Genomic DNA, 14,409 nt, shown 5'->3' on the forward strand with positions numbered 1-14,409 from the left:
GGCGCTGACCAGGCGACCGGTCCGCGCGACCCCATGCGGAAGGATCGTCGGGAGAGCCGATCGGATCGGCGGGAACAATCGCCCTCGGATGATTTACTCGCCCTTCGCGAGCCCCCGCACCGCGAGCCGGTACGCCGGCAGCACGTCGGTCCGTTCGGTGATCAGCCCCTCGTTGACAGCGAAGACCAGCGTCTGCCCCGCCGACTGGACGGCCAGCGCCCAGTTCCGCGACTCGTCCTCCTCCTCGACCAGCGGGTTGGTGGCGAGCCAGGTCATCTCGGTGGCGTCGAAGCCGCCGGCGCGGAGGTCGCGGAACTGTTGGCCGGCGACCGTCTCGCCGGCCCCGGCGGCGAAACTCTCCAGCGCGGCGCGCGGCGTGACGGTCGGCGAGTCCGCCGCCCAGATGCGCAGGAATCCGCCACCGGCCGGCCGGCCGTCCACCTCGCAGCGCACGGTGCTGCCGCCGCGCTTGGTGAGCACCTCGCCGACCAGTTCGGCCAGCTCACCCTTGGGAGGCTCGATCGCCTTCGCCGTCCAGCCCTCGGCCAGCGGAAACGTCACCGGTACCGGGCAGGGGGAAGCCGCGCCGCCGGCGGTGCCGCCGGGCGATGCCGGGGTCACCTCGTCGTACCAGGGCTCGCCCGTGGCCTGTGGGGCCGGGCCGCCGGCCGCGGGCCCGGCGGGAGCGGCGGCGTCGTCGCCGCAGCCGGCCAGCAGGCCGAGGGTGAGCGCCGCCGACACGGCGACGCGGGCACGAGTGTCCATGATGGTGATCCCCGTCAGTCGATCTTCAGTCGGCCCATCTAAGCCGTGCGGTCTTTCGACGTCAATCGGGATCGTGGGCCCCGCACGACGGAAATCCGGTCGCCTCCGTGCCGGTCGGTCTGACAGCCTCAGCCCCATGGGAGCGGCAGCAGGATTCCGGCACGAGCAACGGGCGGACGGCACCGTGGTGATCACCCACCACGGCCGGGTCGCCGGCACGCTGCGCGGCGCTCGGGCCGCGGAGTTCCTGGCCGAGGTCGACGACGACCCGCAGTTGGTGATGGCCCGCTGGACGGGCAACTACCGCCACGGCAACGAGCGCACCGCGAAGCAGCACCCCCGCAACCGAGGCTGAACGACGAAAGGGCCCCTCCTCTCGACGAGGAGGGGCCCTTTCGCGGGATCTCAGGGGCGAGCGAAGACGAGCGCCACGTTGTGGCCGCCGAAGCCGAACGCGTTGTTCAACGCGGCCGGGATCTCCATGTGACGGGCCTTGTGCGCGGCGACATCCAGGGTGAGGCCTGGCTCAGGGTCGTCGAGGTTGATCGTCGGAGGGACGACGCTGTCGCGGATCGCCAGGATGGTGGCGATCGACTCCAGCGCACCGGCCGCACCGAGCAGGTGACCGGTCATCGACTTCGTCGCGGACAGCACCGGGTGGTCGCCGAGCGCCTTGTGCAGCCCGCTGATCTCCAGCATGTCCCCGACCGGGGTCGAGGTGGCGTGCGCGTTGACGTGCACGATGTCCCGCTTGGCCACGTCCGCGTCGGCGATCGCCTTGGCGATGGCCCGGATGGCGCCCTCGCCCTCGGCGTGCGGCTGCACGATGTCGTACGCGTCGGAGGTGATGCCGGCGCCGGCGAGGCGCGCGTACACCCGGGCGCCCCGGGCTGCGGCGTGCTCGGCCCGCTCGAGCACCACGATGCCGGCGCCCTCGCCGAGGACGAAGCCGTCGCGGCCCCGGTCCCACGGGCGGGAGGCCCGCTCCGGGTCGTCGTTGCGGGTCGACATGGCCCGCATCGAGCTGAAGCCGGCGATCGGCAGGGGATGGATGACCGCCTCGGTGCCGCCGGCCACCACCACGTCGGCCCGGCCGGAGCGGATGATGTCCAGACCGAGGGCGATCGCCTCGGCGCCGGTGGCGCAGGCGCTGGCCACCGAGTGCACGCCGGCCTTGGCGCCCAGCTCCAGCCCGACCCAGGCGGCCGGACCGTTCGGCATCAACATCGGGATGGTGTGCGGGGAGACCCGCCGCGGCCCGGACGCCTCCAGGATGTCGTCCTGGGCGAGCAGGGTGGTGGCGCCGCCGATGCCGGAGCCGACGCTGACGGCCAACCGCTCGCCGTCGAGGTCGGAGCCGGCGAGGCCGGCGTCCGCCCAGGCCTGCTGCGCCGCGATGATCGCGATCGCCTCGGAACGGTCCAGGCGGCGCAGGCGGACCCGGTCCAGCACCTCGGACGGCTCCACTGCCAACTGGGCGGCGATCCGGACCGGCAGTTGCTCGGCCCACTCCTGGGTGAGGGCACTCACCCCGGAGCGGCCGGCGAGCATTGCGTCCCAGGTCGACGCGACGTCCCCGCCAAGCGGGGTCGTCGCGCCGAGCCCGGTGACGACGACGTCTGGACGACTCATGATCAGGACTGCGCCGCGATGTAGCTGACAGCGTCGCCGACGGTCTTGAGGTTCTGCACCTCGTTGTCCGGGATCTTGACGCCGAACTTCTCCTCGGCCGCGACCACTACCTCAACCATGGAGAGCGAGTCGACGTCGAGGTCGTCGGTGAAGGACTTCCCCTCGGCCACGTCGTCCGGGTTCACCCCGGCAACCTCTTCGAGGATCTCGGCGAGGCCGGTGGTGATCTCGTCACGGGTCATTGCGGTTGGTTCCTTTCATCGGGGTTCTCCGGCGGTCGGCGTCGCCGACCGCCACTCCTGGACGCGTACGCGCCCGAGGGGGCATCAGGGGCAGCGGACGACCTGACCGGCGTAGGTCAGGCCACCGCCGAAGCCGAACAGCAGCACCGGTGCGCCCGAGGGCACCTCCCGGCGCTCGACCAGCTTGGACAGGGCCAGCGGCACGCTCGCCGCGGAGGTGTTGCCGGACTCGACGATGTCCTTCGCGATGATCGCGTCGGGGATGTTGAGCCGCTTGGCGATGCCGTCGATGATCCGGGCGTTGGCCTGGTGCGGCACGAACGCGGCCAGCTCGGACGGGTGGACCCCGGCCCGCTCGCAGGCCTGTAGCGCGAGCGGCGCGATGGCGGTGGTGGCCCAGCGGAAGACGGCCTGCCCCTCCTGCTGGATGTACGGGCGCCAGCCCTCGATGCGGACCGCGTCGCTCTTGTCCGGCACCGAACCCCAGACGACCGGGCCGATCCCGGTCGGCTCGTCGTCGGCGGTGGCGGAGACCACCGCGGCGCCGGCCCCGTCCGCGAAGATGATGCAGGTGGAGCGGTCGTTCCAGTCGGTGAAGTCGGACAGCTTCTCCGCGCCGATGACGATCGCGTTGCGCGACGCCCCGGCCCGGATGGCGTGGTCGACGGTGCCCAGCGCGTACGCGAAGCCCGAGCAGGCGGTGTTGAGGTCGAACGCGCCCGGGGCGGTGATGCCCAGCTTGGCGGCGACCCGGCAGGCCACGTTGGGGCTGCGGTCGATGGAGGAGCAGGTGGCGACCACTACCAGGTCGATGTCGGCGGCGGTCAGGCCCGAGTTGGCCAGCGCCTTGCCGGCAGCCGCGGCGGCCATGTCGGCGACGGTCTCACTGTCGGCGATCCGCCGGCTGACGATGCCGACCCGGTCGCGAATCCACTCGTCGTTGGTGTCGACGAGCTGGGCGATGTCGTCGTTTGTCACCACCCGGGAGGGCTGGTAGTGCCCCATCGAGACGATGCGACTGCCAGTCATGAACGACCTCCGATGCGGGCGATCAGGTCCCGTGCGGCCGGCAGGTCGTCCGGGGTGTTGAGGGTGACGATCTCCGGGGCGCCGTCGCCCTTGAGTTCCCGCTTGACCAGGCCGGCGAGGGTGCCGGCCGGGGGCAGCTCGATCACGCCGGTGACCCCGAGGTCGGCCAGCGTACGCATGCACAGGTCCCAGCGCACCGGCGCGGTGACCTGACGGACGAGGCGCTGCACCATGGCCGCGCCGTTGTCGACAGCGGTGCCGTCGAGGTTCGACAGCAGGGTCCGGGCCGGGTCGGCGGGGGTGATCCCGGCGGCTTCCGCGGCGAGCGCGGTCTCGGCCGGAGCCATGTACGGGGTGTGGAACGCGCCGGCCACCTGGAGTCGGATGATCCGGGTCCGGGCGGGCGGCGCGGCGGCGAGCTTGTCGAGCCCGTCCAGGGCGCCTGCGGCGACGATCTGCCCGGCGCCGTTGCGGTTGGCCGGGTAGAGCCCGTTCGCCTCGATGGCGGCGATCACCTCGTCGGGGTCGCCACCGAGCACCGCGGCCATTCCGGTCGGCTCCAGCGCGCACGCGGCGGCCATCTCCCGGCCGCGAACGCCGGCCAGGGTGATCGCGGCGTCGGCCGACAGCACACCGGCCAGGGCGGCGGCACCCAACTCGCCGACGCTGTGGCCGGCGGTGAGCGCGACGCCGTCCAGCGGCAGGTGCTCGGCCGCGAGCAACGCCGCGGCGACCAGCAACGGCTGGGTGCGGGCGGTGTCCTTGATCTCGTCGGCGTCGGCGTCGGTGCCCAGGTGCAGCAGGTCGACCCCGGCCAACGCCGACCAGTCGCGCAGTCGCGCCTCGGTGCCGGTCAGGTCGAGCCAGGGGGTCAGGAAGCCGGGTTTCTGAGAACCCTGGCCGGGACTAAGTACGGCGAGCACGTCTATGACTCTCCCGGATAAAGGCGGGTAACGCGGTGCCGCCTTCGACCAAACCACACTAGGACCTTTAGAGGTTTCCTACAAAGATCGGCGAGGATCATCCTCGGTTTGGGCGGATTTCCGGGTAGCCGGGGTCATTGTCTGAGTCGGGACCGGCGAGGCCAGCGGGGCGACCGGATCCAACCGACCCACTGTCAGCGCGACCTGAAGGGCGAACGCGTCGCGCGGCGACAGTGGCGAGAACCCGGTCACCTCGGCGATCCGCCGCAACCGGTAGCGCACCGTGTTCGGGTGCACGAACAGTGCCCGGGCCGCGCTCTCCAGCGTGCCACCGGCGGCCAGGAAGGCGTCCAGGGTCGCCAGCAGCTCCCCACCGGCGCGCACCAGCGTCGCGTACACATCGTGACGCAGCCGCCGACGGGCCTCGGCGTCGCCGGCGAGGGCCCGCTCCGGCAGCAGGTCCGCGGCCGGCACCGGCCGGGGCGCGCTCGGCCAGGCCGGTGCGGCCCGAAAGCCGGACAGCGCGGCCCGCGCCGACTCGGTCGCCTCGTCGAGGCTCGGTACGGCGGGACCGACCACCACCGGGCCGTCCCCGAACGCGCTCAGCAGCTTCGCGGTGGCGGTCAGCGGGTCAGGTGCGCCGCCCAGCACGATCACCAGCCGGTCGCCGTGCACACCGCCGATCACCTCCACGCCGATCCGGCGGGCCTGCCGATAGACCACGTGCAGCACCGCGGAGACCTCGCCGCCGGGCGACCGACCGACAGCCACCGCCACCGGCGGCGCGTCCGCCCAGCCGAGCGCGGCGGCCCGACTGGCCAGGACGTCCGGCGAGTCACCGCGCAACAGCGCGTCGACCAGCAGCGCCTGCAACCGGGCGTCCCAGGCGCCGCGCGACTCGGCGGCCCGCGCGTACACCCGGGCGGCGGAGAACGCGATCTCCCGGGAGAAGCGCAGCACCGCCTCGCGTAGCTGCTGCTCCTCACCCTCGGCGGCCAGGTGCGACACCTGCTCCTCGACCACGTCGATCGTCACCTTGATCAACGCCACGGTCTGCTGGAGGGTGATCGACCGGGCCAGCGCCTGCGGGGCGGCGGCGAAGACCTCGTCCGACACCTCCTGGGTGCTGTCCGCCGTGCCGCCGCCCTCGCGCAGCCACTGCACCAGCGAGCTCGCGCCCGCCTGGGCCACCAGCATCACCCAGGAACGCTGGTCGGCCGGCAGCGCCCGGAACCAGGGCAGCGTCTCGTCCATCCGGGCCACGCTGGAGGTGGCCAACGCCCCCGCCGATCGTTCGATCCGGCGCAGCGTGGCCGACAGCTCCCCACCGCCCGGCGTGCTCACCGCCCTAGCCTGACACGTCGTGAGCAGGCCAACCACGCCGGCACCGGTCCGCCGACCACCGCCGGCGCCCGTCTCACGGCTGCGGGGGAGCGGGCAGGCCCACCTCCTGGGCCAGGATCGCGGCCTGCACCCGGCTGCGCAGGTCCAGCTTCGCCAGGATCCGGCTCACATGGGTCTTGGTGGTGCTCTCCGCCAGCATCAGTCGATCGGCGATCTGCTGGTTGGACAGGCCCAACCCGAGGCAGGCCAACACGTCACGCTCACGCGGGGTGAGGGTGCCCAGCGCGGCCCGGGCGTCCGCCGACGCACCCGGCGCGGTGGCCGCGAACGCGGTGATCAACCGGCGGGTGACTGTGGGCGCGATGAAGCCGTCGCCCCGCGCCACCGTCCGCACCGCGCTGACCAGGCCGTCGGCATCGGTGTCCTTCAGCAGGAACCCGGCCGCGCCGGCCCGCAACGCCCCGAAGACGTACTCGTCCAGGTCGAAGGTGGTGAGCACCAGCACGTCGGCGAGCCCGTCGCCGACGATCGCCCGGGTGGCGGCGATCCCGTCCCGGTGCGGCATCCGCACATCCAGCACCGCCACGTCGGGGCGCAACTCCCGGCACAGGCGTACCGCGGCATCGCCGTCGGCCGCCTCGCCGACCACCTCGACGCCCGGTGAGCCGTTCAGGATCAGGACCAGTCCGGCCCGTACCGCCGGCTGGTCGTCGGCGAGCACCACCCGTACCGTCGCGGGGCCCGCGTCGTCCGTCGGCCGCGCCGGCGCGGTCACCCGCCCTCCCCGGTGGGCAGGGCCGCCCGCACCTGCCAGCGGCCGTCGTGCGGCCCGGCGGTGAACCGGCCGGCCAGCAGCGTGGCCCGTTCCCGCATGCCGATCAGCCCGGCCCCGGCGCCCGGCAACCCGGCCCCGGCCTGGCGCACCGGGTTCTCCACGGTCAGCACCACCTCGGCCGGCCGGTACGCGATCGTCAGCTCCGCCTCACCCGTACCGTGCTTGAGCGCGTTCGTCAGCGACTCCTGCACGATCCGGTACGCGGCGAGGTCCACCCCCACCGGCAACGCGCCCGGCGTGCCATCGGTCCGGACCCGCACCGCGAGGCCGGCCGCCCGGACCCGGTCGACCAGTCCGTCCGCCTCGGCCAGCCGCGCGGTGACCACCTCCGGCGTGGCCGGGTCGGCGCTGGTCCCGGGCTCGCGCAGCACCTCGATCATCTGACGCATCTCGGCGAGGCCCTGCACGCTGCTCTCCCTGATCACCCGCAACGCCGACTCCACCTGACCGCGATCCAAGCCCGGCACGGAGAGCACGGCGGTGGCGTGGATGGCCACCGCGCTGAGGTGGTTCGCGACCACGTCGTGCAGCTCCCGGGCCATCCGGGCCCGCTCGGCGCTGACCGCCTGCCGACGGTCCAACTCGACGAGTCGGGCGGTCTGCTCGGCCCGCGCCCGCTCGGCGGCGGCCTGGTCGCGGTACTGCCGCACACTGATGCCGGTCAGGACCGGCAGCACCCCGGCGAGCACCACAAGCACCCCGAGCGCCGCGCCGCGCCACTGGCCGTACCCGAGCACGCCGACGACCACCCCGACCAGGCTCAGCGCCACGGTGATCCGCAGCAACCACCGCCACAGCCGGGGCGGGCCGTACACGCAGGCGTCGTAGAGCACCTGCGTGTAGACCAGGACCGTGCCCAGCGAACTGCCCAGCGCCGTGTCGACCACCAGCGCGCCCGTCCCCACGGCCAGGCTGGCGCGTGGCGCGACCCGCCGTAGGCCGACGGCGACGCAGACCGCCACCAGCGGCGGCAGGAACAACGCCGACGGCACGTTCCCGTCCGGGCGGACCTGCGGTTGCCAACCCAGGGCGTGCAGCACCAGGCCACCGGCCAGTGACGCGCCGGCCAGCACGAGGTCGCGGCCGAGGGTGCCGGAGTCGAGCCACGGTGGCGCACGCATGCCCCGATCCCACCACAGCCGTCGCCCGCAGAACTCCCACCGGGGGAGGACCTCGGCCGCACCGCCATGCGCCGAAAGGGGTACGCGGGCCCTTACCGACCGCCGGTACGCCAGCGGCCGGAACGCCCCGGGTGAACGGCACCAGAAGAAGCTGTGAACTGCGTAACCGGCCCCCGCGCTCAGCGGCGTCTTCGAGGATCGGCCGGTCCGGACCACGGGTACGCTGCGCGCGGCCCGTCGGTCCCGGCCAGTACGGTGACAGGGCACCTCGGGGAGAGCACCCGAGGGTGAGGCGAGCGTGAGGAGACCGGGGATGGCGCACGGGGAGGCCGAGCACGGCTGCGCCCAGGGCGAGCCCTGCCGGCCGGGGCACCACGACCCGCAGGCGGCTGGCAAGCATCGCCGGCCGGTCGGCGGCGCACCATCGCACCCGGTGGAGCCACTGCACGGGCGCGTCGATGACGAGCCCGTGCTGCCGCGTCAGCGCTCCGCCGAGCCCGCCGGTCTCGCCGAACCCGACTCGGACGTTCCCGCTGGTTGCCTCAGCGAACTTCCCGGTTGGGCCGGGGCACATCGGCACGGCGCGGTCCGACCACGGCCGCGGGCCACCCGCCGGGAGCGCCCACCGCGCCGCTGGTGCTGAGCACCGCCGACGCACCCGCCGAGAAGCGAGTGCGTCGGGTCAGCGCGTGAGCCGGTTCAGCGCGTGCGGCGGCGGATCAGCAGGGCGATCCCGGCGAGGCCGACAGTGATGGTCAGCATCACGCCGACGTTGAGCAGCAGCAGGTGTTGCAGGTCGCCGAGCGCCTCGTCGAGGTCCTTCGCCGGGTCCAGCGTGTCCTCAGGGAGGACACGCTCGCCGCCGCCCGCGCCGCCACTGACAGTGTCGAACTGCCGCTCCAGCGGCACACCGGCGGTGCGCAGGGTCTCGGACATGCTGAGCCGACCCAGGAACCAGCCGGCGCTGGCCTTGCGGCCGTCCGGCTGCTTCGCCGGCCGGAAGACGCGGGGGCCGCCGATCGCCTTGGGATAGAGGTCGTAGGTCTGCTTCGGCGTCTCGCCGGCGAGCACCACGACAGTGTATTTCGGACCGAGGTTGGCTGCCTTCGGACCGGTCGGCATGCCGGTGCGAGCGAGGAAGTTGACCTGGTCGATGACCGCGCCCACGAGGGCGGGCTCCTTGTCCGCGTGCAACCGCAGCGGCGCGGACAGCCCCGTGCCGGTGATGTCCACTCCGGCGGGTGCCGGCTTCGGCGCCGCCGAGGCCGAGCCGGCGGTGCCGAGCGACAGCAGTGCCACCGCCAGCGTGCCCGCCAACACGGCGGCCAACCGCCTCATGTGTCGGACCATCCCGCCTCCTCGCCCCGTTCGATGGATGGCTTCGTCGTGACGTCTGGACCGATCTGCCGGTGCGGCATCGACCGGATGGTCGCGTCCACTCCTACAGACTCCGCAGAACGTCGATGAGTTGCAGCTTTCGGAACAGTATTTGGAACTATCTGCGATCTCTGCTCGACTAATGAGGAGCCGTTTGATCAGCGGGCGGATCGTACCCTTACGGAGGGGTTCATGGGGGGCAGGGTTACACGTACGGTGCGGGTCATGCCAGTGGTGCTCGGCGTGGCGTTCGGTGTGTCGTTTCTGGTGCCGGCGACTCCGGCCGCCGCCCACAACGAGCTGACCGGCAGCAACCCGCGCGACGGCGCCCGCGTGGCGTCGGCACCCGCCCGGGTGGAGCTGCGGTTCCTCGCCAAGCCGTCGCCGACTACGACGAAGATCACAATAACCGGACCGGACAATGTGGTCGCTGGCGGGACTCCCGCCTTCGACGGCACTCGGGTGCGGGTGCCGTTCACGCCGGCCGCCGCCGGGCTCTACATCGTCGGCTACCAACTCGCGTCGTCCGACGGGCACCCGGTGAAGGGCGAGGTGCGGTTCACTCTCACCACCGGCACCGCGGCCGATCCGTCCGCCTCGCCGTCGGCCGCCGCCAGCACCAACCCGGCCGGTTCGCCCTCGGCCGTCGGCGCACCCTCCGCCGGGCCTACGTCGGCGACGCCGGGCAGCCCGACGGCCTCCACCGTGCCGGCGGCGTCGGAGCGGTCAGACTCCGGCGGTCGCTGGTGGATCTGGGCGCTCGCCGGCCTGCTGCTGCTCGCCGCACTCGGTGCCGGCCTCGTGTTCCGCCGCCGACGCAAAGCCCACTGACCACCGGGCTGGCCCTGCTCTGCCGATCGTGCACTTACTGTCCCGACACAAGGGGCATCCCACTCATGTCGACAACAGAGAGTGCAAGATCGGCGCGGTACTGGTGGTGGTGGGTCAGACCAGACGCAGGCGGGCGGCGCGCATCCGGGTCAGGGTGCGCTCGCGACCGAGCACCTCCAGCGACTCGAACAGCGGCAGACCCACGGTGCGGCCGGTGACCGCGACCCGCACCGGCGCCTGCGTCTTGCCGAGCTTGAGGCCGCGCTCGGCACCGACCGCCTCCAGCGTCGACTTCAACGACTCGGCGTCCCAGGACTCCAGCGCCTCGAACGCCGCGACGGCGTCGTCCAGCAGTGCGGCGGAACCGTCCTTCATCGTCTTGGTCCAGGCGGCCTCGTCGATCAGCGGTGAGGCCAGGAAGAGGAAGTCGACGTTCGGCACGATCTCGCTGAGCACCGCGATCCGCGTCTGGGCCAGCGGCGCCACGGCGGCGAACGCGTCGGCGTCGAACTCCTCCGGCTGCCACGGCGGCGGCGCGATGGTCCCCGTGCCGGTCAGCCACGGCTGGCAGGCGTCGATGAACTCGGCCACCGGCAGCGCACGAATGTATTCGCCGTTGAACGCGCGCAGCTTCTTCTCGTCGAAGAACGCCGAGGAGAGGTTGACCTCGTCCAGCCGGAACTCGTCCTCGATGACCGACCAGGGAACGATCTCCCGGTCGCCGGAGGGGGCCCAGCCGAGCAGCATGAGGTAGTTGCGCATCGCGCCGGCGAGGTAACCCTCGTCGCGGTACGCCTCCAGGGCGACCTTGTCCCGGCGCTTGGAGAGCTTCTGCCGCTTCTCGTTGACCACCACCGGCACGTGTGCCCAGATCGGCGGCTTGGCCCCGAGGGCTTCCCAGAGCAACTGCTGCTTGGGGGTGTTGGGCAGGTGTTCCTCGGCCCGGATCACGTGGGTGATCCCCATGGTCATGTCGTCGACGACGTTGGCCAGCAGGAAGACCGGCGAACCGTCGCCCCGGGCGATGACGAAGTCCTCGATGAGCTTGTTCTCGAAGGTGGGCTCACCACGGATCAGGTCGACCACCACTGTCGTGCCCTCGTCGGGCGTACGGAAGCGCAGGGCGTGCCCGGGGCCGGGGCCGAGGCCACGGTCGCGGTGGTAGCCGTCGTAGCCCTGGTACTGCGAGCCGGTGCGGGCCTGCACGTCCTCGCGGGTGCAGTCGCAGTAGTAGGCGCGGCCCGACTCGTTCAGGCGCGCGGCGGCGGCCCGGTGCTCGCCTGCGTTCGCCGACTGGAAGTACGGGCCCTCGTAGCTGCCCCGGGAGATCCCGATCCAGTCCAGCGCGGAGAGGATGCCCTCGGTCCACTCGGGCTTGTTGCGCGCCGCGTCGGTGTCCTCGATGCGCAGCACGAACACGCCGCCCTGCTGCTTGGCGTAGATCCAGTTCTGCAGCGCCGAGCGGGCGCCGCCGACGTGGAACATACCGGTCGGGGAAGGGGCGAAGCGCACACGTACTGTCACGTCCCCCAGCCTACGGCGGGGGTCGAGCGCATTCCGGCCAGGGGCCTCGACTCAGGGAACCGAGCGGATCTTGACGACCAGCGCGCTGCCGAGCAGGGTGACCACTGCGGTGACCGCGTAGAGCGTGGGATAGCCGCCCAGATACACCACGAGCGGGGCGGAGAGCGCCGGGCCGAGCACCTGCGGCGCCGAGTTGGCGATGTTGATGACGCCCAGGTCCTTGGCCCGGTCGGTGGCCCGGGGCAACACCTGGGTGATCAACGCGGCGTCCACCGAGAGGTAGACGCCGTAGCCGGCGCCGAGCAGCAGCGCCGCGACGATCGCCATCGGCCAGACCGGAGCGACAGCGAGCAGCAGCGCCGCCACCGCCATGATCAGCCCGGAGACGATCACGTAGATCTTGCGGCGGCCGGAACGGTCGGACATCCGGCCGGCGACCACTGCGGTCAGCATCATCCCGAGCGTGTAGAGCAGGATCAGCACCAGCAGGCCACCCTCGGGGTCGGGGTGGCGCACCCCGTCGCTGAGGAAGTACAGCAGGTAGAGGGTGCCCAGGGCGTTGCCCAACTGGACCAGGAACCGGGTGATCCAGGCCCAGGCGAAATCCGGGTGCCGGCGGGGGCTGATCCACATCGAGGCCAGCAGCGCCCGCGTCCGGATCGCCGGCCGATGGGTACGCGGCAGCGGTTCGTCGGGGGTGAGCAGCGCGAACGGCAGCGACAGCAGCAGGATGGCCACGGCGATGGCCAGGTAGCCCGCGGCGTTGCCGGTGACCACGGCGGTGACCAGCACCGCGCCGAGCACCAGCCCGAGCGCCTGCGGGATGCCCACCCACCCCGAGACCCCGCCGCGCTGGCGCACCGGAACCCGGTCCGGGATGGCCGCGCTCAGGCTGGCCAGCATCGCGTTGAAGCAGACCTGCGCGGCGACCCAGCCCAGGGCGACCCCGAGGATGGTCCGCTGCTGGGCCAGCAGCACCAGGGCCGCCGCGCCCAGCACGGCCCCGCCCGCCGTCCAGACGTGGCGACGACCGAACTCGCGGCCGGCGATCCGCAGGCAGGTCCGGTCGGAGAACGCGCCCGCCAGGGGGTTGGCCAGCACCGCGGCCAAGGCCCCGAGGCCGGTGACCACTGCCAGCATGTTCTCCTTGTCGCCGGGCGCGATCTGCTCGATCTGTTGCGGCAGCAGCACCTGGATGGGCGTGAAGAATGCCATCCACACGCCGAGGTTGGCCGCGAAGATCAGGCCGATCCAGCCGCGCCGCACCGGCACCGTCGGCTCGGCGAGCGCCGCCGGCAGCGACGCCGGCGTCGGGTCGAGGGTGGTCACCGCGCCGACCCCGGCCGGCTGGCCGCGATCACGTCGCGCAACCAGGTGTACGACGACTTCGGCGTACGCCTCTGGCTGGCGTAGTCGACGTGCACCAGACCGAAGCGCTTGGTGAACCCCTCGGCCCACTCCCAGTTGTCGAGCAGCGACCAGACGAAGTACCCGCGGACGTCCACCCCGTCGTCGATGGCGGCCCGTACCGCCCGTAGATGCCCGTCGAGGTACGCGATCCGCTCCGGGTCGGCCACCTGCCCGTCGGCGTCGGGTGTGTCGTCGTACGCGCAGCCGCCCTCGGTGATCTCGATGGGCGGCAGCGCGTCGCCGTAGGTGTCGCGCAGCCAGCCGAGCAGCTCGCGTAGCCCGTCCGGGTCCACCGGCCAGTCGAAGGCGGTACGCGGGTAGCCGTCCAGCGGCACGAGGTCGAACGGCAGGGGCGAACCCTCCTCGGCCACCCGTACGCCGGTGGGGTTGTAGTAGTTCACCCCGAGCACGTCGATCGGCGCGGCGATCGTGTCGAGGTCGCCGGGGTGGATGACGCCCGGGTCGAAGCCGGGCAGCTCCGGGTAGCCGCGGCCGAGCAGCGGGTCGGTGAAGAGCCGGTTGTGCAGTGCCTCGTACGCCGCCCCGGCGGCCCGGTCGGCGTCGCTGTCGCCGAGCACCCGCACCGGCGAGTAGTTGTTGGCGATCGCCACCGGGCTGGCGGTGTGGGTCCGCAGCGCGGCGACGGCGAGCCCGTGCCCGAGCAGTTGGTGGTGGGCGACCGGGAAGGCGTCGAACAGCAGGATTCGGCCGGGGGCGTGCACACCCATGCCGTAGCCGAGGCTCATGTGGATGAACGGCTCGTTGAGGGTGATCCAGAGCCGGACCCGGTCGCCGAGACGGGCGGCGGTCTTCTCGGCGTACTCGGCGAAGCGGGCGGCGGTGTCGCGGTGCATCCAGCCGCCGGCGTCTTCGAGGGGTTGCGGCAGGTCCCAGTGGTAGAGGGTGGCCACCGGGTCGACGCCGGCGGCCAGCAACTCGTCCACCAGGCGGTCGTAGAAGTCCAGGCCGGCCGGGTTGGCCGGGCCGGCGCCGGTGGGCTGGACCCGGGGCCAGGCGATGGAGAACCGGTACGCGGAGACACCCAGGCCGGCCAGCAGCGCCACGTCCTCGGTGTGCCGGTGATAGTGGTCGCAGGCCACCTCACCGCTGCTGCCGTCGCTGATCCGCCCGGGAGAGCGCGCGAAGGTGTCCCAGATGGACGGAGCTCGGCCGTCGGCAGTGGTGGCGCCCTCGATCTGGTGGGCCGATGTGGAGACGCCCCAGCGGAAGCCGGTGGGGAACTGGGGCATCGGTGCGGTCGACATGCGCCCTCCCGGTCAACGTGAAACGTGCTCGGGACTTTAGGGCGCTCTCGATGAATGCGCCATAGGCCGGCCTGGCGCATTCCGCAATGGTTGATCGGCGTGTCTTTTTCC

At 72.5% G+C, this 14,409-nt stretch carries 14 protein-coding genes and 1 pseudogene; 3 read left to right on the top strand and 12 right to left on the bottom strand.

The annotated features are described in order from the left end of the window. Positions 1-93 precede the first annotated feature (93 nt). On the bottom strand, positions 94-765 hold the full coding sequence (locus OG598_RS01195; protein ID WP_328652670.1) for a lipoprotein: 672 nt from the start codon (positions 763-765) through the stop codon (positions 94-96). Positions 766-901: 136 nt separating this feature from the next. Between OG598_RS01195 and OG598_RS01200 the strand changes: the two genes are divergently transcribed. Then, positions 902-1,120, top strand: coding sequence for a hypothetical protein (locus tag OG598_RS01200; protein ID WP_238687213.1), 219 nt, complete (start codon positions 902-904; stop codon positions 1,118-1,120). Between the two features lie 50 nt (positions 1,121-1,170). Here OG598_RS01200 and fabF read toward each other — a convergent pair whose 3' ends face one another. From fabF to OG598_RS01235, 7 genes and pseudogenes are all read right to left on the bottom strand, one after another. Then, positions 1,171-2,397 (bottom strand): beta-ketoacyl-ACP synthase II, encoded by a 1,227-nt coding sequence (fabF, locus tag OG598_RS01205; RefSeq protein ID WP_328652671.1) that lies wholly within the window; start codon positions 2,395-2,397, stop codon positions 1,171-1,173. A gap of 2 nt (positions 2,398-2,399) precedes the next feature. Further along, on the bottom strand, positions 2,400-2,639 hold the full coding sequence (locus tag OG598_RS01210; protein ID WP_030330276.1) for an acyl carrier protein: 240 nt from the start codon (positions 2,637-2,639) through the stop codon (positions 2,400-2,402). A gap of 84 nt (positions 2,640-2,723) precedes the next feature. Further along, positions 2,724-3,668 carry a beta-ketoacyl-ACP synthase III gene (locus OG598_RS01215; protein ID WP_328652672.1) on the bottom strand — a complete coding sequence of 315 codons (945 nt, stop codon included), beginning with the start codon at positions 3,666-3,668 and terminating at the stop codon, positions 2,724-2,726. Positions 3,669-3,673: 5 nt separating this feature from the next. Beyond that, a pseudogene (locus tag OG598_RS01220) lies at positions 3,674-4,591 on the bottom strand (ACP S-malonyltransferase); the annotation flags it as partial. Between the two features lie 78 nt (positions 4,592-4,669). Continuing rightward, a complete protein-coding gene (locus tag OG598_RS01225) occupies positions 4,670-5,971 on the bottom strand; it encodes a PucR family transcriptional regulator (protein WP_328652673.1) in 1,302 nt (433 codons plus the stop codon). A gap of 37 nt (positions 5,972-6,008) precedes the next feature. Then, positions 6,009-6,710: a response regulator transcription factor gene (locus tag OG598_RS01230; protein ID WP_328652674.1), complete on the bottom strand. Its 702-nt coding sequence runs from the start codon at positions 6,708-6,710 to the stop codon at positions 6,009-6,011. Next, positions 6,707-7,891, bottom strand: a complete 1,185-nt coding sequence (locus OG598_RS01235) for a sensor histidine kinase (protein WP_328652675.1) — start codon at positions 7,889-7,891, stop codon at positions 6,707-6,709. The genes OG598_RS01230 and OG598_RS01235 overlap by 4 nt, the downstream gene beginning before the upstream one ends. Before the next feature lie 313 nt (positions 7,892-8,204). On the opposite strand from OG598_RS01235, the gene OG598_RS01240 reads away from it, so the two are divergent. Further along, positions 8,205-8,534 carry a hypothetical protein gene (locus OG598_RS01240; protein WP_112582586.1) on the top strand — a complete coding sequence of 110 codons (330 nt, stop codon included), beginning with the start codon at positions 8,205-8,207 and terminating at the stop codon, positions 8,532-8,534. 56 nt (positions 8,535-8,590) lie between these two features. Here OG598_RS01240 and OG598_RS01245 read toward each other — a convergent pair whose 3' ends face one another. Next, on the bottom strand, positions 8,591-9,241 hold the full coding sequence (locus tag OG598_RS01245; protein ID WP_328652676.1) for a hypothetical protein: 651 nt from the start codon (positions 9,239-9,241) through the stop codon (positions 8,591-8,593). Between the two features lie 252 nt (positions 9,242-9,493). Between OG598_RS01245 and OG598_RS01250 the strand changes: the two genes are divergently transcribed. Continuing rightward, complete coding sequence (locus OG598_RS01250; protein ID WP_328652677.1) at positions 9,494-10,099, top strand: copper resistance CopC family protein; 606 nt, start codon at positions 9,494-9,496, stop codon at positions 10,097-10,099. A 114-nt stretch (positions 10,100-10,213) separates the two neighbouring features. On the opposite strand, the gene gltX is transcribed toward OG598_RS01250, so the two are convergent. Genes gltX through OG598_RS01265 form a run of 3 tightly spaced genes read right to left on the bottom strand, consistent with a single transcriptional unit; the run spans position 10,214 to position 14,298 of the window. Beyond that, the gene (gene gltX, locus OG598_RS01255) at positions 10,214-11,623 is read right to left on the bottom strand and encodes a glutamate--tRNA ligase (protein ID WP_328652678.1); all 1,410 of its coding nucleotides are present in this window, start codon (positions 11,621-11,623) and stop codon (positions 10,214-10,216) included. A 51-nt stretch (positions 11,624-11,674) separates the two neighbouring features. Continuing rightward, positions 11,675-12,952 carry an MFS transporter gene (locus tag OG598_RS01260; RefSeq protein ID WP_328652679.1) on the bottom strand — a complete coding sequence of 426 codons (1,278 nt, stop codon included), beginning with the start codon at positions 12,950-12,952 and terminating at the stop codon, positions 11,675-11,677. Continuing rightward, positions 12,949-14,298 (bottom strand): GH1 family beta-glucosidase, encoded by a 1,350-nt coding sequence (locus tag OG598_RS01265; RefSeq protein WP_328652680.1) that lies wholly within the window; start codon positions 14,296-14,298, stop codon positions 12,949-12,951. Before OG598_RS01265 ends, OG598_RS01260 begins: the two co-directional genes overlap by 4 nt. Between the last annotated feature and the right edge of the window lie 111 nt (positions 14,299-14,409).

The sequence above is a fragment of the Micromonospora sp. NBC_00330 genome (genome assembly GCF_036136635.1).
GTDB lineage: Bacteria > Actinomycetota > Actinomycetes > Mycobacteriales > Micromonosporaceae > Micromonospora > Micromonospora salmantinae.

What these genes read in the sequence shown, in the direction of transcription:
- OG598_RS01195 (WP_328652670.1), bottom strand. Translation starts at nt 765, where the DNA reads ATGGACACTCGTGCCCGCGTCGCCGTGTCGGCGGCGCTCACCCTCGGC.
- OG598_RS01200 (WP_238687213.1), top strand. Translation starts at nt 902, where the DNA reads ATGGGAGCGGCAGCAGGATTCCGGCACGAGCAACGGGCGGACGGCACC.
- fabF (WP_328652671.1), bottom strand. Translation starts at nt 2,397, where the DNA reads ATGAGTCGTCCAGACGTCGTCGTCACCGGGCTCGGCGCGACGACCCCG.
- OG598_RS01210 (WP_030330276.1), bottom strand. Translation starts at nt 2,639, where the DNA reads ATGACCCGTGACGAGATCACCACCGGCCTCGCCGAGATCCTCGAAGAG.
- OG598_RS01215 (WP_328652672.1), bottom strand. Translation starts at nt 3,668, where the DNA reads ATGACTGGCAGTCGCATCGTCTCGATGGGGCACTACCAGCCCTCCCGG.
- OG598_RS01235 (WP_328652675.1), bottom strand. Translation starts at nt 7,891, where the DNA reads ATGCGTGCGCCACCGTGGCTCGACTCCGGCACCCTCGGCCGCGACCTC.
- OG598_RS01240 (WP_112582586.1), top strand. Translation starts at nt 8,205, where the DNA reads ATGGCGCACGGGGAGGCCGAGCACGGCTGCGCCCAGGGCGAGCCCTGC.
- OG598_RS01245 (WP_328652676.1), bottom strand. Translation starts at nt 9,241, where the DNA reads ATGGTCCGACACATGAGGCGGTTGGCCGCCGTGTTGGCGGGCACGCTG.
- OG598_RS01250 (WP_328652677.1), top strand. Translation starts at nt 9,494, where the DNA reads ATGCCAGTGGTGCTCGGCGTGGCGTTCGGTGTGTCGTTTCTGGTGCCG.
- OG598_RS01265 (WP_328652680.1), bottom strand. Translation starts at nt 14,298, where the DNA reads ATGTCGACCGCACCGATGCCCCAGTTCCCCACCGGCTTCCGCTGGGGC.